Source organism: Nocardia sp. NPDC050435, from assembly GCF_040655395.1.
Taxonomy (GTDB): domain Bacteria; phylum Actinomycetota; class Actinomycetes; order Mycobacteriales; family Mycobacteriaceae; genus Nocardia.
Genome location: NZ_JBFAJW010000004.1, coordinates 116386 through 141282, shown reverse-complemented (window position 1 = coordinate 141282; position 24897 = coordinate 116386). Strand labels below are relative to the sequence as shown.

Annotated in this window: 25 protein-coding genes; 13 read left to right on the top strand and 12 right to left on the bottom strand. The window is 69.4% G+C overall.

All coding sequences use genetic code 11. The features are described 5' to 3' along the window. Window positions 1–33: 33 nt before the first annotated feature. From AB0I43_RS13215 to AB0I43_RS13200, 4 genes are read right to left on the bottom strand one after another with little or no spacing between them, the layout of a single operon-like run. A complete protein-coding gene (locus AB0I43_RS13215) occupies window positions 34–1125 on the bottom strand; it encodes an ABC transporter substrate-binding protein (RefSeq protein WP_357432076.1) in 1092 nt (363 codons plus the stop codon). A 40-nt stretch (window positions 1126–1165) separates the two neighbouring features. Further along, on the bottom strand, window positions 1166–1996 hold the full coding sequence (locus AB0I43_RS13210; RefSeq protein WP_356973678.1) for an ABC transporter permease subunit: 831 nt from the start codon (window positions 1994–1996) through the stop codon (window positions 1166–1168). Next, window positions 1972–2718: an ABC transporter permease subunit gene (locus AB0I43_RS13205; RefSeq protein WP_357432074.1), complete on the bottom strand. Its 747-nt coding sequence runs from the start codon at window positions 2716–2718 to the stop codon at window positions 1972–1974. Before AB0I43_RS13205 ends, AB0I43_RS13210 begins: the two co-directional genes overlap by 25 nt. Then, window positions 2715–3530, bottom strand: coding sequence for an ABC transporter ATP-binding protein (locus tag AB0I43_RS13200; RefSeq protein ID WP_357432072.1), 816 nt, complete (start codon window positions 3528–3530; stop codon window positions 2715–2717). The genes AB0I43_RS13205 and AB0I43_RS13200 overlap by 4 nt, the downstream gene beginning before the upstream one ends. 107 nt (window positions 3531–3637) lie before the next feature. On the opposite strand from AB0I43_RS13200, the gene pnuC reads away from it, so the two are divergent. Beyond that, window positions 3638–4303, top strand: a complete 666-nt coding sequence (gene pnuC / locus AB0I43_RS13195; protein ID WP_357432279.1) for a nicotinamide riboside transporter PnuC — start codon at window positions 3638–3640, stop codon at window positions 4301–4303. Here the strand turns inward: pnuC and AB0I43_RS13190 are convergent. From AB0I43_RS13190 to AB0I43_RS13170, 5 genes are all read right to left on the bottom strand, one after another. After that, entirely contained in the window at window positions 4300–5091 is a 792-nt protein-coding gene (locus AB0I43_RS13190) for a DeoR/GlpR family DNA-binding transcription regulator (protein WP_356973682.1), read from the bottom strand. The two genes, pnuC and AB0I43_RS13190, sit on opposite strands and share 4 nt — an antisense overlap. 76 nt (window positions 5092–5167) lie before the next feature. Beyond that, window positions 5168–5812, bottom strand: a complete 645-nt coding sequence (locus AB0I43_RS13185; protein ID WP_357432070.1) for a TetR/AcrR family transcriptional regulator — start codon at window positions 5810–5812, stop codon at window positions 5168–5170. An 89-nt stretch (window positions 5813–5901) separates the two neighbouring features. Further along, on the bottom strand, window positions 5902–6795 hold the full coding sequence (locus AB0I43_RS13180) for a carbohydrate ABC transporter permease (protein WP_357432068.1): 894 nt from the start codon (window positions 6793–6795) through the stop codon (window positions 5902–5904). Further along, the gene (locus tag AB0I43_RS13175) at window positions 6792–7658 is read right to left on the bottom strand and encodes a sugar ABC transporter permease (RefSeq protein ID WP_356973685.1); all 867 of its coding nucleotides are present in this window, start codon (window positions 7656–7658) and stop codon (window positions 6792–6794) included. Before AB0I43_RS13175 ends, AB0I43_RS13180 begins: the two co-directional genes overlap by 4 nt. 77 nt (window positions 7659–7735) lie before the next feature. Next, on the bottom strand, window positions 7736–8986 hold the full coding sequence (locus AB0I43_RS13170) for an extracellular solute-binding protein (protein ID WP_356973686.1): 1251 nt from the start codon (window positions 8984–8986) through the stop codon (window positions 7736–7738). Between the two features lie 167 nt (window positions 8987–9153). On the opposite strand from AB0I43_RS13170, the gene AB0I43_RS13165 reads away from it, so the two are divergent. From AB0I43_RS13165 to AB0I43_RS13145, 5 genes are all read left to right on the top strand, one after another. Further along, window positions 9154–10068 (top strand): sugar isomerase, encoded by a 915-nt coding sequence (locus tag AB0I43_RS13165; RefSeq protein WP_357432066.1) that lies wholly within the window; start codon window positions 9154–9156, stop codon window positions 10066–10068. A gap of 71 nt (window positions 10069–10139) precedes the next feature. Beyond that, a complete protein-coding gene (locus tag AB0I43_RS13160) occupies window positions 10140–11075 on the top strand; it encodes an ROK family protein (RefSeq protein ID WP_357432064.1) in 936 nt (311 codons plus the stop codon). Beyond that, window positions 11072–12253, top strand: coding sequence for an N-acetylglucosamine-6-phosphate deacetylase (locus AB0I43_RS13155; protein ID WP_357432062.1), 1182 nt, complete (start codon window positions 11072–11074; stop codon window positions 12251–12253). Before AB0I43_RS13160 ends, AB0I43_RS13155 begins: the two co-directional genes overlap by 4 nt. Beyond that, window positions 12250–13197 carry a hexose kinase gene (locus AB0I43_RS13150; RefSeq protein ID WP_357432060.1) on the top strand — a complete coding sequence of 316 codons (948 nt, stop codon included), beginning with the start codon at window positions 12250–12252 and terminating at the stop codon, window positions 13195–13197. Before AB0I43_RS13155 ends, AB0I43_RS13150 begins: the two co-directional genes overlap by 4 nt. Window positions 13198–13212: 15 nt before the next feature. Then, window positions 13213–14040, top strand: a complete 828-nt coding sequence (locus AB0I43_RS13145; protein ID WP_357432058.1) for a class II fructose-bisphosphate aldolase — start codon at window positions 13213–13215, stop codon at window positions 14038–14040. 1 nt (window position 14041) lies between these two features. Here AB0I43_RS13145 and AB0I43_RS13140 read toward each other — a convergent pair whose 3' ends face one another. Both AB0I43_RS13140 and ramB read right to left on the bottom strand, forming a co-directional pair. Beyond that, window positions 14042–14314: a hypothetical protein gene (locus AB0I43_RS13140; RefSeq protein WP_357432056.1), complete on the bottom strand. Its 273-nt coding sequence runs from the start codon at window positions 14312–14314 to the stop codon at window positions 14042–14044. 39 nt (window positions 14315–14353) lie between these two features. Further along, a complete protein-coding gene (ramB, locus tag AB0I43_RS13135) occupies window positions 14354–15760 on the bottom strand; it encodes an acetate metabolism transcriptional regulator RamB (protein WP_357432054.1) in 1407 nt (468 codons plus the stop codon). 103 nt (window positions 15761–15863) lie between these two features. Here ramB and AB0I43_RS13130 point away from each other — a divergent pair, with 103 nt between their 5' ends. The 6 genes from AB0I43_RS13130 to AB0I43_RS13105 all read left to right on the top strand — a co-directional run bounded on the left by AB0I43_RS13130 (window position 15864) and on the right by AB0I43_RS13105 (window position 21186). Continuing rightward, a complete protein-coding gene (locus tag AB0I43_RS13130) occupies window positions 15864–17573 on the top strand; it encodes an ATP-dependent DNA ligase (RefSeq protein WP_356973694.1) in 1710 nt (569 codons plus the stop codon). Window positions 17574–17754: 181 nt separating this feature from the next. Continuing rightward, window positions 17755–18939, top strand: a complete 1185-nt coding sequence (locus AB0I43_RS13125) for a lipase family protein (protein ID WP_357432052.1) — start codon at window positions 17755–17757, stop codon at window positions 18937–18939. Between the two features lie 93 nt (window positions 18940–19032). Beyond that, the gene (locus AB0I43_RS13120) at window positions 19033–20253 is read left to right on the top strand and encodes an inorganic phosphate transporter (RefSeq protein WP_356973696.1); all 1221 of its coding nucleotides are present in this window, start codon (window positions 19033–19035) and stop codon (window positions 20251–20253) included. 10 nt (window positions 20254–20263) lie between these two features. Further along, window positions 20264–20548, top strand: a complete 285-nt coding sequence (locus AB0I43_RS13115; RefSeq protein WP_357432050.1) for a hypothetical protein — start codon at window positions 20264–20266, stop codon at window positions 20546–20548. 11 nt (window positions 20549–20559) lie between these two features. Then, the gene (locus AB0I43_RS13110; protein ID WP_356973698.1) at window positions 20560–20889 is read left to right on the top strand and encodes a DUF3349 domain-containing protein; all 330 of its coding nucleotides are present in this window, start codon (window positions 20560–20562) and stop codon (window positions 20887–20889) included. A gap of 9 nt (window positions 20890–20898) precedes the next feature. Continuing rightward, window positions 20899–21186, top strand: a complete 288-nt coding sequence (locus AB0I43_RS13105) for a DUF3349 domain-containing protein (RefSeq protein WP_356973699.1) — start codon at window positions 20899–20901, stop codon at window positions 21184–21186. Between the two features lie 15 nt (window positions 21187–21201). Here AB0I43_RS13105 and AB0I43_RS13100 read toward each other — a convergent pair whose 3' ends face one another. Beyond that, window positions 21202–23028 (bottom strand): acyl-CoA dehydrogenase, encoded by a 1827-nt coding sequence (locus tag AB0I43_RS13100; RefSeq protein WP_357432048.1) that lies wholly within the window; start codon window positions 23026–23028, stop codon window positions 21202–21204. 468 nt (window positions 23029–23496) lie between these two features. Between AB0I43_RS13100 and urtA the strand changes: the two genes are divergently transcribed. Continuing rightward, complete coding sequence (urtA, locus tag AB0I43_RS13095; protein ID WP_357432046.1) at window positions 23497–24771, top strand: urea ABC transporter substrate-binding protein; 1275 nt, start codon at window positions 23497–23499, stop codon at window positions 24769–24771. The last annotated feature ends 126 nt before the right edge of the window (window positions 24772–24897 follow it).

Genomic DNA, 24897 nt, shown 5'->3' with positions numbered 1-24897 from the left:
GCGGCGCCGGGTATTCCGGCGCCGCGACCGCGGTTACACCAGTCCCGGGTTCTCGGCGTACACCTCGCGCAGCACCGACAGATCGAAGAGCTGATCGGCCTCGATGTCGATCTTCGCCGAGCGCAGCGCGGCGATGTTCTGCGCCACGAGCTGATCGGTCATGGTGAACAGGCCGTTGGCCTTGGTGTCGGCCGAGACCACCAGATCGTTCTGCGCCGTCGCCTCTTTCGTCTGCTCGGCGAGATCGAGTTTCTGATCCTTGCCGTAGACCTCGACCGCCAGCCGCGCGGCTTCGGCCGGATTCGCCACCGCGTCCTTCCAGCCCTTGATCTCGGCGGCCAGGAACGCCTTCAGTTTGTCCCGCTCGCCGTCGATGGTGGCCTGCTGCACGGTGAGCGTCTCGGCCACCAGCGGCAGGCCGAAGTCGGCGAACAAGAAGTTGGTATTGGCGAAACCCTTGGCCGCCAGAATGATCGGCTCGTTGGTGACGTAGCTGACCCAGCCGTCCACTTCCCCACTGGCCAGCGGCGTCGGATCGAACTGCGCGGGCACGATCGTGACGTCGCCGGGTCGCATCCCGTTGGCCGCCAGCAGGGCGGCGAAGATCAGCTGGTTGGTGTCCTGCACGCCGATGCGCCTGCCTTTCATCTCCTGCGGCGACGTGATCGGCTTCGCCGCCGAACTGACGATGCAGAACGGGTTCTTCTGGAAGGTGGCGCCGACGATCTTGGCGGGCAGGCCCTCCAGGATGGCGGGCGCGGTGGTCTGCGGCGCGGACAGCCCGATCCAGACCTTGCCGGTGTCCAGGCCCGCCTCCACCGAGGTGCTGGCCGCGCCGCCGGCGATCAGGTTCACCGCCCCGAACCCGGCCTCCTTGAAATAGCCGCGCTGGTCGGCGAAGTACTCACCGGCGAACTCGATGTTCTTGATCCAGGACAGCTGCACGGCGACGGTGCCGAACCTGGAGCCGTCCGGAGTAGTGCCGCCCGGAGCGTCGGCGGAGTCGTCGCCGCAGGCGGCCAGCAGCCCGGCGCCGCCGAGCGCGGCGCCGGTCAGCGCGGAGTAGCGAAGGAAGGACCGGCGATTCAGGGCCGTACGGGTCGAGAGAGATGGCACGGGGTTCATGCGCTGAATCTAGGGAGATCCCGTTTCCGGATCTTTACTGTCAGGTTCCAGGCTGCGTCATTCCGGCCGCGGGCCCGAACCTGGCCAGCACCAGACTCTCCAGCACGCCCACGAGCGCGTACAGCAGCACCGACACCAGGGTGACGAGCACGATCGAGGCCCACAGCTTGTTGTACTGAAAAGTCGGGATCGCGCGGATGATGCCCGCGCCGAGACCGCTTCCGCTGCCCAGCCATTCCCCGATCAGCGCACCGATCAGCGCTCCGGGCACCGATATTCGCGCGGCCGCGAACACCGCGGGCAGGGCGGCCGGAATCGCCACCAGGCGCAGGGCGGTCCAGCGGGAACCACCGAAGGCCGCCACCACATCCGTGGCCTGCCGGGGCGCCGCGCGCAGACCGGCCAGGATCAGCACCAGCGCCGGGAACAGCACCACGATCGCCGCCATCGCCGTCACCCCGCCCAGGCCCCGGCCGAAGACCAGCACGATGATCGGCGTCAGCGCCACCAGCGGCACCGACCGCAGGATCATCGCCACCGGCAGGAAGGTCTGCTCCACGGCCCGGAAGGAGACGAACAGCGCGGCCAGCGTCACGGCCACCGCCATGCCGACGGCGAACCCGATCCCCGCGTCCCGCAGGGTGATCTGCAATTCCGCCGTGAGCACCCGGCGGGCGTCCGCCGCGCCGGGTGCGGTGACCAGATAGCGCCAGATATCACCGGGCGACTTCCCGACCCGCGGCCCGACCTGAGGAAACGCCAGCAAGAACAACTGCCACAGCACGAACATCAGCACGGTCGAGAGCAGCAGCGGGAACAGGAAGCGCCCGGCCCGGCGCGCCGCGTTCACCGCGCCTCCGCCGTGGTCCACGGCGCTACCACCCGGGCCAGGCCCGCCACCAGGGCGTACCCGAGCCCGGCCAGCGCGGCGGCCGCCAGCGCCATGCCCCAGGTGCGCGGCACGTTGTACGCGGTCTGGGCCGCCGTCAGCGCGACGCCGATGCCGCTGTCGACACCGCCGAGATACTCCCCGAGGATCGCACCGAGCACCGCGGACGGCGCGGCGATCTTCAAGGCGGCGAACGTATTCGGCAGCGCGGCGATCACCTGCACGCGGTACAGCCGCTGCCAGCGGCCGCCGCCGTAGGCGCGGACCAGGTCCAGACTGGCGGCGTCGGCCGAGCGCAGACCCGCCACGGTGCCGACCATGGTGGTGAAGAAGCAGTACATCGCCGCGAGGAATACCGTCGGCGTGCGGCCGCCGAACACCACCAGGATGATCGGGCCGAGCGCGAGCAGCGGTGTGCAGTAACTCAGGATCGCCAGCTGCGTGGCCAGCGATTCGATCGGCGGAACCAGCAGCACCAGCACCGCCAGCCCGATGGCCAGCGCGTTGCCCCAGGCGAAACCGAGCAGCGCGCCGCGCGCGGTGATGGTGAAATTGGGCCCGTACAGCGCCCATCCGTCGGCGTACATCGTCTGCGCCACCCGCCACGGGGCCGGGATCGTGCCGCCCGCGACCCCGAACGCCGCAAGCAGCGCCCACGCGCCGAGCAGCCCGGCCACGCCGAGCAGTCCGCCGAATCGCTTCACGCCACACCGCCCGCGCCGAACAGCAACTCGGACAGGTAGTCGTGCAGCCGGTGGAATTCCGGGGTGCGCGTCATTTCCGGCAACCGCGGCCGCGGTAGGTCGATCTCGACCAGTTCCAGCACCGAACCCGGGCGCGGACTCATCACCGCGACCACGTCGGAAAGGAATACCGCCTCGGCGATGCCGTGCGTGACCATCAGTGTGGTGGCGGGTTTTTCGGTCCAGATGCGCAGTAGTTCGAGATTCAGGCGCTGCCGGGTCATATCGTCGAGCGCGCCGAACGGCTCGTCGAGCAGCAGCACGGCCGGCTGCACCACGAGCGCGCGGGCGATCGAAACCCGTTGGCGCATACCGCCGGACAATTGCGCGGGTTTCGCCTTCTCGAAGCCCTCCAGTCCGACCAGCCGGATCAGGTCGGCGATCTGATCCGGATTCGGATCCAGACCGGCCACCTGCAACGGCAGCTTGATATTCGATTCCACTGTGCGCCAAGGCAGCAGCGCCGAATCCTGGAAGGCGATGCCCAGCTCGTGGCGGCGGACCAGCGCGGCGGGCGTATGCCCGTCGATCAGGGCCGTGCCCGCGGTCGCTTGCTCGAGTCCCGCCAGAATCCGCAGCACCGTGGACTTTCCACATCCCGACGGCCCCAGCAGCGACAGGAACGCACCCTGGTCGGTGTGCAGATCGACCGCGTCCAGGGCGCGCACGGTTCGGCGGCCGACCCGGAAGGTCTTGCTCAATCCGCTGATCTGGATCCCGGTGCCGCCCGGGCTCTCGGCTTTCGCCGATTCGAGGCCGATATCCGTGCTCATGCGGTCACCCTAGAAGCGGCCCGTTGCCCCGATATTGCGTAATGCAACCGCCGGATTACGCGAGGCGACGGCGGAAGAGTTCGGCGGTGCTGGTAGTTGTAGCTCGGGTGAACCCGATATACGCGTTGCTGGACGCCAAATTACATATCGCGGGGTCGGAAATCCTGTGGCGGGAAGTCATCGGCAACGGTTTCGGTCTGGCGTCGGCGGTCGGCGGGATGCGGCGGCGGGTCTGGGCCTGGCCGGTGGGTATCGCCGGTAACGCCCTGCTGTTCACCGTTTTCGTGGGCGGGATCTTCAATACGCCGCAGCAGCTGAACATGGCGGGGCAGGCCGGGCGGCAGCTGATGTTCATCGCGGTCAGCGTGTTCGGCTGGTATCAGTGGTATCGCCATTCCCGCGAGACCGGTCTGGAACACCGCGGCGTCGATCCGCGCTGGGCCACCGCCCGGGAACGCCTGGCGCTGGTGGCGGCCATGCTGATCGGCACCGTCGTGTTCGCTCAGCTGTTCGCCTGGATCGGCTCGTACGGACCGTGGGCCGAGGCCTGGATCTTCACCGGGTCGGTGCTGGCCACCTACGGCATGGCGCGGGGGCTGGCCGAATTCTGGCTGATCTGGATCGCGGTCGACATCGTCGGCGTCCCGCTGCTGCTGAAGGCCGGCTACTACCCGTCGGCGACGCTGTACATCGTGTACGCCGGCTTCGTCGCGTGGGGTTTCGCCGTCTGGGCGCGCACGCTGCGCGCGGCCGAGCCGGTCGGCTCGGCCTAGACCAGGTCGACGCGCACGCCCGCGGCCCGGATCTCGGCGACCGCGGCGGCGTCGGCGTCGGTATCGGTGACCAGGACGTGCACCTGCTCGATCCCGCAGATGCGGGCCAGCGCCGTGCGCTCGAGCTTGTCGGCCGTGGCGACCACCGTGACGCGCCGGGACCGGCGCACCATCTCGGTGGTCACACCCGCCTCGTCCAGGTGCCGGCACTGCGCGCCGCCGTCGGCCGTGATCGCGTTCACGCCGAGGATCAGCGCGTCCAGACGCAGTTCGGCCAGGGCGCGCTCGGCCAGCGGCCCGTGCAGTTCATAGGATTCGCGCCGGGCCACCCCGCCCAGGCAGATGGTGCGCAGGTGCGGGCGCAGCACCATCTCCCCCGCGATGTTCAGGGCGTTGGTGACGATCGTGAGCTGGTCGCCGCCGGCCTCGGCAAGATCGGTGCGCCCGGCCAGCGCCCGGGCCACGGCCGTGGTCGTGGTGCCGCCGTTGAACCCGACCACCGAGGACGCCTCGACCAGGCCCGCGGCGTGCTCGGCGATGCGCTGCTTGGCTTCGCCGCCGGTCTGCCGGTAGCGGGCCGGCAGATCGTAGGCGACGGAGGTGGCGACCACGCCGCCGTGCGTGCGGGTGGCCAGCTGCTGTTCGGCCAGCGCGGTGAAATCACGGCGCACGGTGGCCGGGGAGACGCCCAGCCGCTCGGCGGCCTCCTCCACCGAGAGCCGCCCCGATTCGGCGAGCAGTTCCAGCAGGCGATTCCACCGCTGGGGGCGGTCGATCGGCCCGGTCATCGCCTGCCGCCCCGGCGCATCGGCCTCCGCTGTTCCACGGCCACCATCTGACCACACGCGGGGCCGGGCGGGCGGCTCAGCCCAGGCCGAGACCACAGTCGACGAAAAAGGCGATCTCCGCGCAGATCTCGTCGAGCGAGACGGCCCCGCCCGGCATGGTGCTCTGCACCAGCTCCTGCGCCAGCGCGTGCACCGACCCGATCACCGCCAGGGCGAACAGTTCGAAGCGCCGGGATTTGATCTCGCCACGCTCGGCGGCCCGCCGTGCCTCGCCGACCAGCAGGGAGGCGAGCAGGCGGCGCTGCTCCCGCCGCCACTCCTCGACCGCGGGACTGACCCCCACCACCTCGACGTAGAGCACCCGGGCCGAGCGCTGATCGGCGCACGTCACCGCGAGGTAGGAGCGGAAGGCGTCGAGCATCCGGACCGCGAGCGGCTCGGCCCGATTGCGGGTGAGCGAACTGATCGCCTGGTCCACCGCGCGCGTGCAGACCCGATCGGCCAGCGCGATCAGCAGTGCCTCGCGACTGCCCACATCCTCGTAGAAGCTGCGGGTGGAGACGTTGGCGACGGTGCACAACCGTTCGATCGGCGTGGTGGCGTAGCCCTGGGTGCCGAATAGTTCCAGCGCGGCATCGATCAGCCTGGTCCGCCGCTGGGCTACCCGCTCTTCCCTGGATAGTCCGGCGTAGTTGCGTCCACCCCTCGGGTCCCCGGCCACACCTCGATGCTACCGCGCGAAGCGGGCCTGACACGGGGGCGGACAACCAGATGACCGCCCTCACTCCGTTGCGCGCCAACATGTCTCGATCACTTCACGCTGCCGGCGGTGAGGCCGGCGACGAGGCGCTTCTCGATCAGCGCGAACAGGATGACCACCGGGATGATGCCCACGGTGGAGATGGCGAACACGTAATGCCATGCGGTGTCGTACTGTCCGACGAACTTGGTCAGCGCCACCGACAGCGGCTGGTTCTCCGGTGTCGTCAATACCACCAGGCTCGCGGCGAATTCGTTCCAGCAGGCCACCACCGTGAAGATGGTCGCGGTGACGATGCCGGGCCACACCAGCGGCAGGCTGACCTTGGTCAGAATCTGCCAGCGGCTCAAACCGTCGAGCTGCGCGGCCTCCTCGATCTCGACCGGCACCGAGGCGAAGAAGCTGTGCAGGATCCACACCGCGAAGGACAAATTGAACGCCGCGTTCACCAGGATCATGGCCAGCCAGGTGTCGTTGATGCCGAGCGTGAAGAACTCCCGGATCAGACCGGTCACCAGCACCGTCGGCTGCATCATCTGGGTGATCAGCACCACTCCGAGGAACACCGCGCGGCCCGGAAACCGCCGCCGCGCCGTGTAATACGCGGCGGGGATCGCCACGGCCAGCACCAGCACGGTGGCGCACACCGAAATGATCACGGTGCTGGCGAGATTGAACGGCAGCGGGGTCTCCGGGGTGTCCCACATGGTGGCGTAGTTGTCCGGATGCCACGACTGCGGCAGGTAGGTCGGTGGGATGCGCAGCATTTCGGCGCCGCTCTTGAGCGAACCGAGCACCATCACCACGAACGGCAGCAGGAACAGCGCCGCGACGACCACGCCCACCGCGGTCAGATCCCAGCGCCGGCGCGGCTTCTTCGCCACCGTCGGCGCGGTCGGCGGAACCGCCTGGGCCACCGGCTTTTCGGTTACCGAGTTCGTCACGCGTCGACCTCCCGCGTCGGCTTGATCACCTTCACGTAGATCGCGATGATCACCATGATCAGCACGAAATTCAGCACGCTCATCGCGGCCGCGGTATCGAGCTGCTGGTTCTGCTGGATCAGCTTGAAGGTCAGCGTGGTTGTGGTGTCCGCGCCGAAACCCGCGATGCTGCCGGTCAGCACCTTCAGGATGGGCAGCGAATTGAAGGCGTTGATGATGTTGATGATGGTGGCCACCGCGATCGCCGGGCGCAGTTGCGGCAGCAGCAGATACCAGTAGCGCTGCCAGGCGCTCGCGCCGTCCACCCGGCCCGCCTCCACGATCTCGGCCGGAATCGATTGCAGCCCGGCCAGAATCGTGTACGTGGTGAACGGGATGGAGACGAACACACCCACCACGATGGCGACGATGAACGCCTGGGCCGGCTGCTTGGTGAAACCGTAACCGCGATCGAGCAATCCGATGTCGACGAAGAAGCGGTTCGCGATGCCCACGTCCGGATCGAGCATGTTGTAGAAGATCGTCGTGGTCATCACCACCGACGCCGCCCACGGCACCAGGATCGCCATCCGCACCGCGGTGCGGCCGGGGAACCGCTTGTTCAGGAACTGGGCCAGCGCCGCCGACAGCACCAGGGTGATGCCGACGACCGCCACCACCCACACCACGGTGTGCAGCAGCACCGAGCCCAGTTCCTGGATCCCGAACAGGGTGCGGAAGTTGCCGAGCCCGGCCGGGCCCCGGTCCTGGCCGTACTGGCTCAGGTCCCGGGTGCTCGTCCAGAGCATGTACCCGACCGGAAAGGCGACGATCGCGGCTATCAGCACCAGGGTCGGGCCGATCCAGGGCAACGCGCCCAGCATCTGCCGCGTCCTCGAACTACGTTGACTCACCACGACTCAGCCTCCACACACCGGAACAACTACCGCACCCGCCACGACTACTTCGCGGCTTCCTGGACCTTGGTCAGCACCGCGGCCGGGTCCGCGCCCTGCGCGATCGTGCCCATCTGCTGGCGGATCGCACCCTGGGCCGGGGCCCACTTCGGGTTGTTGCTCGGGTAGAACTGCGCCACCGGCAGGGTCGCGGCGAACGCCTTGGTCACCGGGTCGTCGGCCAGCTTTGCCGCGCCGCTGTTGGTGATCGGGATGAAGCCTTCCTTCTGCACGAAGCCGGAGTACACGTCGGCGGAGTAGAAGAAGTCGACGAACTTCTTGATGGTCTCGGCCTTCTTGCCGTCCTTCTTGAACGCCATCAGGTGATCGGCGACGCCCAGGGTGACCGGCTGGCCGGACTTGGTGGGCGAGGGCGCGGTCGAGTACTTCAGCGCCGCGTTCTTGGTCTGGATCTGGCCGATGGTGGGCGGCAGGCCCTCGATCATGCCGATCTTGCCCTGGATGAAGGCGTTGATCACGTCCTTGCGGTCGGTGGCGCCCGGATTCGGCTGGGTCACACCGGCGTCCACCAGCGCGCGCATCGCCTGCACGCCCTCCAGGTTGGCCGGGGTGTCCACGGTGATCTTGTCGCCGTCGGCCCACTTGCCGCCGGCGCCGAAGGTCCAGATCGAGGTCTCACCCTGGGCCTCCTCACTGCCCAGGGGTAGTCCGTAACCGGAGACGCCGCCGCCCAGCGCCTGGATCTTCTTGGCCGCCTCGGTCAGCTCGTCCCAGGTCTTGGGCGGGTTGACCACGCCGGCGCGCTGGAACAGCTCGGTGTTGTAGAACAGGGTGCGGGTGGAGGCGAACAGCGGCAGCGCGAACTGGGTGCCGTTCAGCGAGGCGTTCTTGGCGAACCCGGGCTGGATGTCGGCGATCGTTGCCGGAGAGGCGATTTCGGCGGCCGGGTAGAGCAGGCCGTCACCGGCGAAGCTGGCGTAGGCGTCGACGTTGAGCAGGTCGGGGGTGGTCGACTTGTCCTGCAGCTTGGTGCGGATCACGTCGTTGATGTTGTCCCAGGACTCCATCTGGAGGTTGACCGTGATGTCGGGGTTCTTCTTCTGGAATTCGGCGATGATGCCGTCCCACAGCGCCTTGGTGCCGTTGGCGCCGTCGCTGTAGGTGGGGGCCAGGAAGTTGATGGTGGTGTCGGAGTCGGCCTTGTCGTCGCCACCGAACCCACAGGACGAGACGGCCAGCGCGACGCCGGTGGTCATCGCGATTCCCGCGAGCACACCGCGGAATGTTCTTTTCACGAGTGGAACCCTTCTGCAAAACGCCAAATGTGCGACCGGCACAGGCCGGACCGCCGATGATGGGAGCAACCCATCGCCTTGCGGACAATGTAGCGCTATCGGTGATCGTATGTGACTGATTTGAATGTAAAGTTGACATGAACGATCACCAGGGTGATTCTGGTGCTGTGCCGACCTCCGCTGACACCACCCCCGCCACCCACCTCGCCACCGAGGTCTCCACCCAGCCGGACGACTGGGCGCACGCCGCCGAGATCGCCGCCGCCCACCGCGCGGTGCTGCCGCAACCGGGCGAGCGCGTCGCCGTCGTCGGCTGCGGGACCTCGCTGTTCATGTCGCGCGCCATCGCCGCCCTGCGCGAGGAGGCCGGCCAGGGCCTGACCGACGCCTGGCCCGCCAGTCAGCTGCGCCTGGGCCGCGAATACGACCGCTACCTGTTCATCTGCCGCTCCGGCACCACCACCGAGGTGGTGCGCGCGATGGAGCAGGTGCCCGACGGCGTCGCGCGCACCGTCGTCTGTTCCAGCCCCGGGACCCCGGTACTCGAACTCGGCGATGCGGTCCTGATCGACGAGGTCGACGAAAAGTCCGTGGTGCAAACCCGTTTCGCGACCACCACGCTGGCGATCCTGCGCTGGCACCTCGGCGAGGATCTGACGCCGGTGATCGCCCAGGCCCGCGCGGTCCTCGCCGAAGACCCGGCGGCGTCGCTGGCCGGGGTGCGCCGCGCCGAGCAGATCAGTTTCGTCGGCATGGGTTTCGGCGCGGCCATCGCCGACGAGGCGGGCCTGAAGCTGCGCGAATCCTGCCAGGCCTGGACCGAGGGCTACCTGGCCACCGAGTACCGGCACGGCCCGATCAGCATCGCCGCCCCGGGCCGCGCGGTCTGGGCCTTCGGCGCGCTGGAGCCCGGCTTCGCCGACGATGTCGCCGTCACCGGGGCGCACCTCGAGCACCGCGACATCGACCCGATGGCGGATCTGGTCCGCGTCCAGCAGCTGTGCCTGCTCCGCGCCGCCGACCTCGGCCTGGACGCCGACCATCCGCGCAACCTGAACCGCTCGATCATCCTCGAGCAGTGACCGGATCGAACTCGGGCAGCTCCCCGGCGCGGCCGGGCGACCGTGGCGCGACGGCGGCTAGGGTCGCGGCCATGTCGTCGTCGGCCACCGAGGTATCGCCCGAAGCGCTCGTGCTCGCCGTGGACGTCGGCGGGACCACCATGAAAGGCGAGGTCACCGATGCGGCCGGGGCGGTGCTCGCGGTGCAGGTGGTCGAAACACCGCGGGGCGAGGCCGCTTTCGAGGCCATGGGCGCCCTGGGTGATCGGCTGCTGGCCGAGTTGACCGCCCCGCAGCGGGCGGCGGTGGAGCGCGCCGCGGTGGTGCTGCCGGGCATCATCGATGTGGCGCGCTCCCTCGCGGTGTTCAGCGCCAATGTCGGCTGGCGGGACGTGCACATCGGTGACCGCTTCAGTGCGCGCTGGGGGCTGCCGGTGCTGATCGAACACGATGTCGCCGTGGCCGGGTGGGCCGAGTGGCGGTTCGGGGCGGGGCGCGGCCACGACGACGTGTGCGTGGTCATCCTGGGTACCGGCATCAGCGGAACCCTCTCCGCCGGCGGCAGATTGGTGCGCGGCGGCATCGGCCAGACCGGCGAGTACGGCCACATCACCGTGCGCCACGACAACGGATTGCCCTGCGCCTGCGGCAATGTCGGCTGCGTCGAGACCGTGGCCTCGGGCGCCTCCATCGCGCGGGCCTACACCGCGCGCACCGGCCGGACCACCAGCGCCGCCGAGGTTTTCGCCCGCCGCGACACCGACTCCGACGCCGAGGCGGTTCTCGCCGACGCCGTCGACGCCCTCGCCGACGGCTTGGTCGGCATCGTCCACGCCACCTGCCCCGAGCTGATCATCCTCGGCGGCGGCCTCGCGGGCGCGGGCGCGGCCCTCACCGACCCACTGCACCAGGCCCTGTCCGAACGCCTCCGCCTCGTCCCCGCACCGCGGGTCGTCCTGGGCGAATTCGGCGCCCGCGCCGGACTGACCGGAGCCGCCCGCTTCGCCCGCCTCGGAGAACTCGCATGAGCGCCCGCGATATGGGCAGCGGCGGCGCGGAGGTGCGGGTGGTCCGCGGGCGGATCGTCAGCGCGGCGCAACTGCTCGACGACGGCGTCGTCACCGTGCGGGGCGATCGGATCGAGGAGGTGCGCCCGTTCGCGGAATGGGCTGCGGCCAATCGTGATTCACCGGTCCCGGAGTTCAGCGGGCTGGTGCTGCCCGGGCTGGTCGACATCCACAACCACGGCGGCTTCGGCCACCGGTTCGACACCGTCGATCCGGCGGAGGCCGAGGCGGCGGCGCGGTTCCATCATGCGCGCGGGTCGACCACGGTGGTCGCCAGCGTCGTCACCGGAGCGCCCGCCGACATGGTGGCGCAGACGACGACGCTGCGGGAGCTGGCCGAGGACGGACTGCTCGGCGGGATCCACGCCGAGGGCCCCTTTCTCGCGGTCGCCCGATGCGGTGCGCAGGACCCGCGATTCCTGTGCGCTCCCGACCCGGTGCTGACCGGGCAACTGATCAGCGCGGCCGGCGGGCACCTGCGGGCGATGACCCTCGCACCGGAACTGCCGGGCTATACCGCTGTGGCGCAACAGCTCTCGGATCAGGGTGTGGCCGTCTCACTCGGGCATACCGACAGTTCCTTCGATCTCTTCCGGGACGCGCTGCGCCCCAACGGCTTCGGCGGACTCGTCACGCACCTGGCCAACGGAATGCCGCCCCTCCACCACCGCTCCGGCGGCCCCGTCGCCGCGGCGCTGGCCGCCGCTGCCACCGGCGCGGTCGTCGTCGAGCTGATCGGCGACGCGGTGCACGTCGATTCCGGCTTCGCGGCCATGGTTTTCGCGGCCGCTCCGGGGCATGTGGCTTTGATCACAGACGCGATGCAGGCCGCGGGCATGCCGGACGGCGAGTATCGGCTCGGGCCGCAGTCGGTGCACGTGACCGACGGTGTCGCCCGGGTGCCGAACGGCTCCATCGCCGGCGGTACATCGACCCTGTTGCACTGCGTGTCGTGGGCGGTCACGGCGTGCCGCGTGCCGCTGCGGGCGGCGGTGTGCGCGGCGACCTCGGTCCCCGCCGCGGCCCTCGGCCTGACCGCCGTGGGCGATCTGCGTCCCGGCCTGTTCGCCGATCTGGTGATAGCCGATGACAATCTGCTCTTGCGCCGGGTGCTCAGACGTGGACAGTGGTTGACGTGATCCTCACAGTGACAATGAATCCCGCCTACGACATGACCTACCGCGTGGAGCGGTTCGAACGCGGTCAGGCGCACCGCGTCCGGTCGGTCGAACAGCGCATCGGCGGCAAGGGCATCAATGTCACGCGAGTGCTGAACCAGCTCGGCAAGTACGCCAGGGCAACGGGTTTCGCCGACCACGCCTTCGCCGCCGCGGCCGAGCTGGAGATGCCGGTGGATTTCGTGCACGCGCTGCCCTGGGTGCGCCGCACGGTGGTGATCAGCGAATCCGAGGACGGCACCGCCACCGCCCTGTGGGAGCCGGGCGCGCGCGTCTCCAATCCGCATGCCGCCGAACAGCTCACGATCCGGGTGGCGGGCCTGCTCCCGGACATCAATGGCCTGGTCATCTCGGGATCCCTACCCGGCGGCATCGATCACGGCCTGCCCGCCGAGGTCGCCCGCATCGCGGTCGAGGCCGGCGTCCCGACCATCTGCGATGTCGACGGCGAGGCGCTGCGCCTGGCCGCCGAGGTCCCGGGCGTGATCCTGATGCCGAACACCGAGGAACTGGAACGCCTCACCGGCCTGGTGCCGGTCACCCCCGGCGAGGTGGCGCACGCGGTGCGCCCGCTGCTCGAGCGCGGCGTCCGCGCCATCGTGGCCACCCGCGGCGCCGAGGGCATGATCGCTGTCACCGCCGACGGCGCCTGGATGGCCGAGCTGCCCGAGGTGCTCGCCGGAAACCCCACGGGCGCGGGTGATTCCGCGGCCGCCGCCGTCATCGCCGCGCTGTCCGAGCCGGGCGAGCCCGACTGGCCCGCCATCCTGGTGGACGCCGTGGCCACCTCCGCGGCCGCCGTGGTGATTCCGGTGGCCGGGGAGATCGATCGCTGCCTGCGCACCCGCATCGCGCCCACCGTCGTCGTCGAAAAGCTCAGCGCGCCGTCGCCGAGCACTGCTTAACCCAGGAGCCGCACCGTGCCGTTGACCCCCGTATCCGAGCTGATCGCCGCCGCCCGCCCGGGCGGCCTGGGGGCGTTCAACGTCATCACCCTGGAGCACGCCGAGGCCATCGCCGCCGGCGCCGAGGCCGCCGATCGGCCTGCCGTACTGCAGATTTCGGAGAACACGGTCGCCTATCACGGCAGCCTGGCCCCGCTCGCCCTGGCCTGCCTGCGCATCGCCGCCGACAGCACCGCGCCGCTCGCGGTGCACCTGGATCACGCCACGTCCTTCGCGCTCGTGCGCGCGGCGGCCGAGCTCGGCATCGGCTCGGTCATGTACGACGGATCCACCGCCGCCTACGCCGACAATGTCGCCGCCACCGCGGAGATCGCCGCCTGGTGTCACGCGCGCGGCGTCTTCGTCGAGGCCGAACTGGGCGCGGTCGGCGGCAAGGACGGCGCGCACACGCCGGGCGTGCGCACCGATCCGGCCGAGGCGGCCGAGTTCGTGGCCGCCACCGGCGTCGACGCCCTGGCGGTCGCCGTCGGTTCGGCGCACGCCATGCACGAGCGCAGCGCCGAACTCGACAACGAGCTGATCGGCCGACTATCGGTGAAAGTCCCGGTGCCCCTGGTGCTGCACGGCTCCTCCGGCGTCCCCGACGCGGGCCTGCACGCCGCCGTCCAGCACGGCATGACCAAGATCAACCTGGCGACCCGCCTGAACATCGAGGCCACCGCCGCGGTGCGCGCGGTGCTCGGATCGGACGCCGCACTGTCCGATCCCCGGAAGTACCTGCGGCCCGCCCGCACCGCCATCCAGCGGGAAGTGACCCACCTGCTGCGGGTCCTGCGGGACTGAGCTATCCGGCCCGGGTCACCTCGGCCATCCACTTGCCCGGCTCCTCGGCGGTCCAGCTGACGGTGATGTCGGCGCCGTGGAAATCGCGGGCGTACTCGCAGAGCATCTCGGTGGCCGCGCGCGTGGCCTGGGCGTCGTCGGCGTCCTCGGGCACGTGGTAGAGGTGCCCGCAGATCATCGAGTTCTCGGTGAAGATGCTGTGCCGCCAGCCCTCCGGCGTCGCGTAGACGTACATGCCGGTGGGCATTTCGTAGCGAGCTTCGTAGCGCGGCATCCTGCCACCTCCCCAGGTGCTGAAGTGTGCTCCGCCAGCCTATTTCAACACGTACGGCGACACCGAGCTGCGGTGTTCGGAGATGTCGAGCACCTTGCCCAGCGGCGGGAAGGCCCGCTGCGGGCAGTTGGTGCGCTCGCAGACCCGGCAGCCCGCGCCGATCAGCGTGGGCGTGGCCTCGTCCAGATCGATGCCGTCGGCGTAGACCACCCGCCCGGCGTGGCGCAGTTCGCAGCCCAGGCCGATGGCGAAGGTCTTGCCCGGCTGGCCGTAGCGGGTGGCGCGGCGCTCGACGGTGCGCGCCACCCAGAGGTACTTGCGGCCGTCGGGCATCTGCGCGATCTGGGTCATGATCTTGCCGGGGTAGGCGAAGGTCTCGTAGACGTTCCACAGCGGGCAGGTGCCGCCGCTGGAGGAGAAGTGGAAACCGGTGGCGGACTGGCGTTTCGACATGTTGCCCGCGCGGTCCACCCGGACGAAGGAGAACGGCACGCCGCGTAGCTTGGGCCGCTGCAAGGTCGAAAGCCGGTGGCAGATGGTCTCGTAACTCTGGGTGAAGAACGCCGACAGCCGCTCGATGTCGTAGCGGAAGTCCTCGGCGACCTCGTGGAAGTGCGTGTAGGGCAGCACCGTCGCGGCGGCGAAGTAGTTGGCCAGGCCCAGCATCGCCAGCTTGCGCGAGTCCTCGGTGGCGAAATTGCCCTCCTCGACCAGCTTTTCGAGCAGTTCGTCGCACTCGAAGTAGGCGAGTTCGGCGGCGAGCTTGAAGGTGCGCTGGCCGCCGGACAGGTGCGGCGCGATCTCCAGCACCCGGGATTCCGGGTCGTAGCGGTGCAGCACGCCCTCGCCCAGGTCGATGCGCTCCACGATGCGCACGTCGTGATCGCGCAGCAGCCGGGCGATCTCACGGTTCACGTCGCCGCCGTGGAAGCGGATGCGATCGGTGAGTTTCTCGGCGGCCGTGTCCAATTCGTGGATGTAGTTCTGGCGCTGGTAGAAGAAGTCGCGGACTTCCTCGTGCGGTTTGCTGATGGCGGCGCTGCCGGAACCGTCGGCGAAGCGGTCCTCGGTGGCCGCGGCCAGCTGGGCGCTGGTGTTGCGGTAGCGGTTGTGCATGTTCACCAGCGCGCGGGCCATGCTGGGGTGCGCGGAGACCATGTCGGCGATCTCCTGGGTGTCGGCTTCGATGCCGAGCTCGGCGTCCATGACGACTTCCTGGAGTTCGGCGATCAGCCGGGTGTCGTCCTGGGAGGAGAAGAAGGTGGCGTCGACGCCGAAGACCTCGCTGATCTTGAGCAGCACGGGCACCGTGAGCGGGCGCACGTCGTGCTCGATCTGGTTGAGGTAGCTCGCCGAGATCTCCAGCTTGGTGGCGAGCGAGACCTGGCTCAGCCCCCGTTCGGTCCGCAGCTGGCGTAGCCGCGCCCCGACGTAAGTCTTGGCCATGTGTCCAGCTTAGGCCCGATTTCACAGCCCTGCCAATATCGGGTTAGCGGCCTTCGCTCACCGACCGCATCCATTTGTCATAGGGGCACGCTACCGTCGTTGCGTGCTGTTCTCGGATGTCGTGCAGGCTTCGGAGACCGTTCGCGCCACCCGGTCCCGGAAAACGAAGATCGCCACCCTGTCCGAGCTGCTCGCCGCCGCCGCGGTCGAGGAGCTCGTCCCGGTCGTGGCCTGGGTGTCCGGTGAGCTCCGGCAGGGGCGCATCGGCACCGGCTGGCGCACCCTGACGGGGTTGCAGGCCGCGGCCGCCGCGGCCCCCACGCTCACGGTCGCCGCCGTCGACCAGGTCTTCGACGATCTGGCCGGGGTATCCGGCAGCGGTTCGGCGAACCGGCGCAAGGAGCTGCTGCTCGCGCTGTGGACGGCCGCCACGCCCGAGGAGCAGAGCTTTCTGCTCCGCCTGCTCACCGGCGAGCTGCGGCAGGGCGCGCTCACCGCGATCGTGGCCGAGGCGGTCGCCGCGGCCGAGGCGGTCCCGGTCGAGCTGGTCCGCCGGGCCTACATGCTGTCGGGGCAGCTGCCCGGCACCGCGGCCGCCGCGCGCACCGGCGGCGAGGCCGCGCTGCGGGAGTTCCGGCTGGAGGTGGGCCGCCCGATCCAGCCCATGCTGGCCGCGCCCGGCGCCTCGCTGGACGAGGTGCTCGCCGAGTTCGAGGGCGAGGTGAGCGTCGAGCACAAGATGGACGGCGCGCGCATCCAGGTGCACCGCAGCGGGGACCGGGTCTGGGTCTTCACCAGGACCTTGCGCGACATCACCGACCGCGTGCCCGAACTGGTGCGCCTGGTCGCCGGGCTGGATTGCACCAGCGTCGTGCTGGACGGGGAGACGCTGGCGCTCACCGACGCCGGCCGGCCGCGCCCGTTCCAGGAGACGATGAGCCGGTTCGCCACCTCGGTGCCCACCCCGCCGCTGAGCGCGCCCGATCTGGCCCGCCGCCTGCCCATCTCGGATCCCACGGAGTTGGCGCGCCCCGGTGCGGGCGCGCGCACCGGGGCCACCGCCGCGGCGCTACCGCCGCCGGAGGCCGAGCCCGCCGCTCCGACGCCGCCGGAGCCCGCCCCGGCCACCGCGGTGGCCGAATCCCCCACCCCGAGCGCCACGGCCGACCTGCTGCTGCATCCCTATTTCTTCGACTGCCTGCACCTGGACGGCCGCGACCTGCTCGATGCCCCGCTGCTCCGGCGGCGCGCGGCGCTGACCAAAGTGGCGGCCGAGTACAGCATTCCGGCGCTGATCCGCCCGGACGCCGAGGCGGCCGCCGAATATTTCGACGGCGTCCTGGCCTCGGGGCACGAGGGCGTCATGATCAAATCGCTGGCCGCGCCGTACGCGGCGGGCCGCCGCGGCCGGGCCTGGCAGAAGATCAAGCCGACGCACACGCTGGATCTCCTCGTGCTCGGCGCGGAGTGGGGTTACGGCCGGCGCACCGGATACCTGTCGAACCTGCACCTGGGCGCCCGCGATCCGGAAACGGGCGACCCGGTCATGGTCGGCAAGACCTTCAAGGGCCTGACCGACGCGCTGCTGGGTTGGCAGACAGCCGAATTCCCGCGGCACGAACGCGCACGCGACGAGCACACCGTCTATCTGTGGCCCGAACTGATCGTCGAAATCGCCTTGGACGGGGTGCAAGTGAGCCCGCGCTACCCCGGCGGGGTGGCGCTGCGCTTCGCCCGCGTGGTGCGCTATCGGCCCGACAAAACCCCGGCCGAAGCCGACACCATCGCTGCGGTGCGTGCGCTTTTGCCCTGACTGCCAGCACGAATGCCTCGGTGCGCCCTACCCCGATTCTCGATTCGGATAGGCCAGACTGTTCGCGGGTTTTGTCCGATACGCGTTCGGGAACGGGGTCTGGGCATTGCGAAAGTGGTTGAGAAGAACGGCGCACAGAGCGGTCGTCCTATCAGCTGTGCTGTGCGCCGGCGGCGCCACGATGGCGCAGGCGACACCGCTGGACGAGTTGCAGAAGTACACCAGACCGGTGGTGCGTGATCCGGCGACGGTGATGCCCACCGCCACCGGCGATCCGTTCTACGCCGCGCCACCGGGTTTCGAGAGCACCGCCCCCGGCACCGTGCTCGCCTCGAGAGTCGGCGGCATCGGCTTCACGCTCACACCGGTGACCTCCACCGAACTCCTGATCCGCTCCACCGACACCAAGGGCAATCCGGTTCCGGTGTCGGCCACCCTGCTGGTGCCCCAGGCGCCGTGGACCGGGCCCGGCTCCAGACCCGTGGTCGCCTACAACGTCGCGATCGATTCGCTGGGCCACACCTGCGCCCCCTCCTTCCAATTGCGCCGCGGACCGTCACCCGATCTGGTCGCCGCGCAGATTCCGCTGGCCGAGAACTACGCCGTGGTGGTGCCCGATCACGAGGGCCCGCGGCAGGCCTACGCCGCCGGTCGCATGGCGGGCCACGCGGTGCTCGACTCGATCCGCGGCGCGGTCAACACGCCGGAGCTGCGGTTGCGCCCGGATTCGCCCGCGGTCGTCACCGGATACTCCGGCGGCGCCATCGCTTCGGGCTGGGCGGCCCAGCTGGCGCCGGACTACGCACCCGAGCTCAATCTGGTCGGCGCCGTAATCGGCGGTGTTCCAGCCGATTTCGAGCTGCTGCTCCAGACCATGAACGGGCGCAACGCCGCCGCCGGGGTCTTTCTCGCCGCCGCCCTCGGGGTGGCCCGCGAGTACCCGGAGATGATGTGGATGTTCAACGACAACGGCTGGCGGCTCGCGCAGTCGTTCAAGGATCTGTGCTTCCCGGGCGAGGCGCTGCTCGGCGCAATGCTGCCGGTGCCCGCGGAGATGCTGACCGACGAGGTCGACCCGCTCCAGGATCCGGTGATCCGGCAGGTGCTGACCGACAACCGCATGGGCGCGGCCGCGCCGAGCGTGCCGGTGTACCTGTACCACGGCGCGCACGAGCTGTGGGTACCGCTGGACGGCGCCGAACGGCTCTACGCCGACTGGTGCGCCCAGGGGGTGCCGGTGCGGCTGGATGTCTTCCCGGGCGAGCACATCGTGGTTGGCAGCACGGGGATTCCGGAGGCGAACGCGTGGATCGACCGGATGTTCGCCGGAGACGAACCGGACGGTTGCTCCAAGGGCTGGCGGTGAGCGCCGGATGATCCACGTTAGCGCATCGGAATCCGGCCGCGACATACGGCAACCGCATGGCAATCCGGACGAACCATACGGGACACTGAAAACGTGACCGCCGAATTACTGGTTCTCCTGATCGTCATCGTCACGGCGTTAGCGTTCGATTTCACCAACGGGTTCCACGACACCGCCAACGCCATGGCCACCTCGATCGCCACCGGGGCGTTGCGACCGCGGGTCGCGGTCGCGGTGTCCGCGGTGCTGAATCTGATCGGCGCCTTCCTGTCGGTCGCGGTCGCCGCGACGGTGGCCAAGGGCATCGTCCAGCTCGACGAGGCGCAGGGTCAGGATCTGCTGGTGATCGTGTTCGCGGGTCTGGTCGGCGGCATCCTGTGGAATCTGCTGACCTGGCTGTTCGGGCTGCCGTCCAGTTCCTCGCACGCGCTGTTCGGCGGGCTGATCGGCGCCACCATCGCCTCGCTGGGCTGGGGCGGGGTGATCTGGTCCGGCGCGGAGCAGGGTGTGCTGACCAAGATCGTGCTGCCCGCCGTGCTCGCCCCGATCGTGGCGGCGCTGGTCTCGGCGATCGGCACCCGGGCGGTCTACCGGATCACCCGCGGCGCGAATCCGGAGCAGGTCACCACCGGCTTCCGCTGGGGCCAGATCGGCTCGGCCTCGCTGGTCTCGCTGGCGCACGGCACCAACGACGCGCAGAAGACGATGGGCGTGATCTTCCTGGCGCTGGTCGCGCACGGCACGCTGACCAAGGACGCGGAGATGCCGCTGTGGGTGATGGCCGCGTGTGCCGTCGCCATCGCGGCGGGCACCTACCTGGGCGGCTGGCGGATCATCCGCACCCTGGGCAAGGGTCTGGTCGAGATCGACTCGCCGCAGGGCCTGGCCGCGGAATCGGCGTCGGCCGCGATCATCCTGACCTCGGCGCACTTCGGGCTGCCGCTGTCCACCACGCAGACCGCGACCGGCTCGATCCTGGGCTCCGGGCTCGGCAAGCGCGCCGAGGTGCGCTGGGGCGTGATGGGCCGGATGGTGGTCGCCTGGCTGCTGACCCTGCCCCTGGCCGGTGTGGCGGGCGCGCTCTGCTGGGCGATCGCGCACCTCATCGGCGGGCTGCCCGGCGTGCTGGTGGTGTTCGCGATCCTGATCGCGCTGGCGACGCTGATGTGGCTGCGCTCGCGGCGCAACCCGGTCGACACGCACAACGTCAACGAGTGGCCCAGCGCGACCGAACCGGTCTCCGTCGCCGAGGTGGAGACCACGGTGATCACCACTCCCGAGGCGCCGGTGCGCACCCCGTCGGCGAAGAAGTAGGAGAGCAGACATGCACACGCTCACCACGAACCTCAAGGCCCTGTGGGATGTCACCCTGGCGGCGCTGATCCTCGGCGCCGGGCTGCCGATCATATTCGCGGTCGGCGTGCGGCTTTGGTCGTCCGGGAATACCGTTGGGGCAAACGGCAGCGCAGCCTCGCGGAACTACCCGGCTCTGGCCGGCGCGTGGGCCTGCTTCGCGTTGGTGCTGGCCGCCATCGTCACCGGCATCCTCTACACCGCCAAGGCCTTCCTCGCCGCCAAGTTCGGCATCCATCTGTTCGGACAGGCGTGAAGGGCGAATCGATGACGGATCAGCAGGCTCCCCGGCAGAAGTTGCTCGGCCGGGTCATCGGCTGGCTGCGCGCCGGCTATCCCCAGGGTGTCCCGCAATCGGATTATGTGGCACTGTTCGCGGTGCTGCACCGCCACCTCACCGACTACGAGGTGGTGGCGATCGCCGAAGAGCTGGTCGCCGAACGCAATCCGGAATCCGAGATCAGCCACACCGACATCGAGTCCGCGATCAACCGGGTCGCGATGGAACAGGCGAATCCCCAGGACGTCGCCCGGGTCGCCTCGCATCTGGCGGCCGGCGGCTGGCCCCTGGCCACCCCGCTCACCGAGTCGGACTGACGAGGCGCCGTGCCCCCATTCCTGAACGCCATCATCGACTGGCTGCGGGCCGGCTACCCCGACGGTGTGCCGGAATCGGACTACATCCCGCTGATCGCGCTGCTGCGCCGCCGGCTCTCCGAGGAGGAGGTGCGCCTGATCGCCGCCGAGCTGGCGGCCACCGGCGAACTGCCCGCGGACAAGACCGACATCCAGGTGATGATCACCAAGGTCACCAACGAGATGCCCGCCGAGGCCGACGTGGTCCGGGTGCAGTCCCGCCTCGCCGGTCACGCCTGGCCCACGCCGGAGGCGTGAGCCGGGCCCGTCCGGTCAGAAGGCGGCTTCGTCCAGGGCCATGATGTCGTTGTCGAGGGCCGCCAGGATGTCCTTGGTGGCGGTCAGCTCGGGCAGCACGTTCTTGGCGAAGAAGCTCGCGACGGCGACCTTGCCCTGATAGAACGGCACGTCCTTGGCGGGTGCGTCCCCGGCCAGGGCCGCGGCCGCGATCTCGGCCTGCGCCAGCAGCCGCCAGCCGATCAGCAGATCGCCCACGGCCAGCAGGAAGCGGACCGAGCCGAGGCCGACCTTGTAGAGCTCCGCGGGCTCCTGCTGGGCCGCCATCAGGTAGCCGGTGAGGGTCGCGGCCATGGCGCCGACATCGGCCTGCGCGGTGGCCAGCAGGGCGCGTTCGGTCTCGAAGCGACCGGTCCGGCCATCGAGGAAGGCGGCGATCTGCCCGTTCAGGTGCGCCAGCGCGGCGCCCTGGTCGCGCACGATCTTGCGGAAGAAGAAATCCTGCGCCTGGATCGCCGTGGTGCCCTCGTAGAGCGAATCGATCTTGGCGTCGCGGATGTACTGCTCGATCGGGTAGTCCTGGAGGTAGCCCGAGCCGCCGAAGGTCTGCAGCGATTCGGTCAGGTACTGGTAGGCGCGCTCGGAGCCGACACCCTTGACGATCGGCAGCAGCAGATCGTCGACCCGATGCGCGAGGTCGGCATCGGCGCCCGAAACCAGCTGTGCCACATCGGCGTTCTGATGTGCGGCGGTGTAGAGATACACCGCGCGCAAGCCCTCGGCGTAGGCCTTCTGCAGGGCCAGCGAGCGCCGCACGTCCGGGTGGTGGGTGATGGTGACGCGGGGCGCGGCCTTGTCGGCCATCTGGGTCAGATCAGCGCCCTGCACGCGAGTCTTGGCGTACTCCAGGGCGTTCAGGTACCCGGTGGACAGCGTGCCGGTGGACTTGATCCCGACCACCATGCGCGCGTTCTCGATCACCTGGAACATCTGCGCGATGCCGTTGTGCACCTCGCCGACCAGCCAGCCCTTGGCCGGTACCGCGCCGCCGAAGGTCAGCTCGCAGGTCGGCGAGGACTTCAGGCCCATCTTGTGCTCGAGGCCGGTGACGTAGACGCCGTTGCGGTCGCCCAGCTCCATCGTCTCGGAGTCGAAGAGGAACTTCGGGACGTAGAACAGCGAGAGCCCCTTGGTGCCGGGCCCCGCGCCCTCGGGCCGGGCCAGCACCAGGTGGAAGACGTTCTCGGCGGTCTCGCCGACGTCTCCGCCGGAGATGAAGCGCTTGACGCCCTCGATGTGCCAGGAGCCGTCCTCCTGCTGGATGGCCTTGGTGCGCCCGGCGCCCACGTCGGAGCCGGCGTCCGGCTCGGTCAGCACCATGGTGCCCTGCCAGCCGCGCTCGTAACCCTCGGTGGCCCAGCGCTTCTGCTCGTCGGTGCCGATGTTGAACAGCACCGAGGCCATGACCGGGCCCATGTTGAAGAAGCTGGCCGAGGGGTTGGCGCAGGTGATCATCTCCTGCACCGCCCAGACCACGGCGGCGGGCGCGGCGGTGCCGCCCATGCCCTCGGGTAGGCCCAGCCGGCTCCAGTCCGCCGCGCGGACGGCCTCGACGGTCTTGCGCAGCGGCTCGGGCACCGAGATCGAGTACGTAGCCGGATCGTAGGTGACCGGGTCGCGGTCGGCGGGCGCGAAGGATTCGGCGATGGGCCCCTCGGCCAGCCGCTTCACCTCGGCGAGGATCTCGCGAACGGTGTCGGAGTCGAGCTCGCCGTAGGCGCCGGTATCGAGCAGCTTGTCCAGCTCGAGCACCTCGAAGAGGTTGAACTCCAGATCTCGTGCGTTCGCCCTGTAGTGACCCACCGTGGTCCTCCCTGACTGATTCGCGACCCCGGTGACCGCGAATTCGGGGTTCTGACGTCGTACAAAACGAAGACTGCCGTACGGCCGTCGAGCTACGCAACCGTAGGCAAAACCCTACGTCACCGTAAGTTTCCCGCGCCCAAATCCTGATAGCTGTAAGGTAACTGTGACCTTTTCCGGGCGCTCGGCAACCACGATCCCCACGCGGCGGAAAACCTTGCGGTGAGCATTAATTCACCTGCCCGAAACGCTCGCAACGGACTCGTCACCGAGAGATATTCCGCCGCAACAACTCCTGGCTACCGTTCGCATCACGAATACAGCCGCTGTATACAGCGCGGTCCACAGGCCGCCGCGGCGAACCCGCGAGCAGCCGATACGGACCGTGCCGGTGCCGCAGGCGGGCGTATTCGGCCCGGCGCAGCCAGCGCCGCCGCTCCACCTGATGAAGTTAGAAGGGTTCGCCCCATGCCAGAATCCCGTGCCGCCCGCCGGCCGCATGCCCGCCTGACCAAAACCCTGGTCGTCCCCACCGCGGTGGCGCTGGCCGGTCTGTTGCTGACCGCCTGCGGCGCCAAGGACGACGCCGCCACCGGCTCGAACGCCGCCTCCTGCGTCGACACGACGAAGGACACCATCAAAGTCGGTTCGCTGCACTCGCTTTCGGGCACCATGGCGATCTCCGAGGTCACCGTCGCGAACTCCACCAAACTGGCCGTCGACCAGATCAACGCCGCGGGCGGCGTGCTGGGCAAGAAGATCCAGCTGGTGCTCGAGGACGGCGCGTCGGACCCGAAGACCTTCGCCGAGAAGGCCGAGAAACTGATCAGCTCCGACTGTGTCGCGGCGGTTTTCGGCGGCTGGACCTCCTCCAGCCGCAAGGCCATGAAGCCGAAGTTCGAATCGCTGAACTCGCTGCTCTACTACCCCGTCCAGTACGAGGGCCTGGAGGACAGCAAGAACATCTTCTACACCGGCGCCACCACCAACCAGCAGATCATCCCGGCGCTGGACTACCTGAAGCAGAAGGGCGTGACCTCGCTCTACCTGGTCGGCTCGGACTACGTCTTCCCGCAGACCGCCAACCGCGAGATCAAGGCCTACGCCGCGGCCAACGGCATCGAGATCAAGGGCGAGGACTACACCCCGCTCGGCTCCACCGATTTCTCCACCATCGTCAACAAGGTGCGCAGCGCCAAGGCGGGCGCGGTCTTCAACACCCTCAACGGCGACTCCAACGTCGCGTTCTTCCGCGAGTACACCAACGCCGGCCTGAAAGCCGCCGAGATGCCGGTGGTTTCGGTGTCCATCGCCGAGGAGGAGGTCGCGGGCATCGGCGCGCAGAACATCGCGGGCCAGCTCACCGCCTGGAACTACTACCAGACCGTCGATACCCCGGTGAACAAGAAGTTCGTCAGCGACTACAAGGCCGCCTTCGGCGCCGACAAGCCCACCTCGGATCCGATGGAGGCCGCCTACGCCTCGGTCTACCTGTGGAAGAACACCGTCGAGAAGGCGAAGTCGTTCGCGGTGGCCGACATTCAGGCCGCGGCCGACGGCGTCAGCTTCGAGGCGCCGGAGGGCCTGGTCACCATCGACGGCTCCAACCACCACATCACCAAGACCGCCCGGATCGGTGAGATCCGCCCGGACGGCCTGATCTACACGGTGTGGGACTCCGGCAAGGCCGTGGTGCCGGATCCGTACCTGAAGTCCTACGAGTGGGCCAAGGGCCTGAGGTAGCAGAACCCGAGCCGGGGGGGGGGGGGGGCGCCCCCCCCCCCCCCCCCCCCACGGTGAAAGTGATTGTTTTGGGTGTGGGGCCGCTCTTAACCGGGGTGGTCCAGGGGTCGGTTGTTGTGGTCTGGG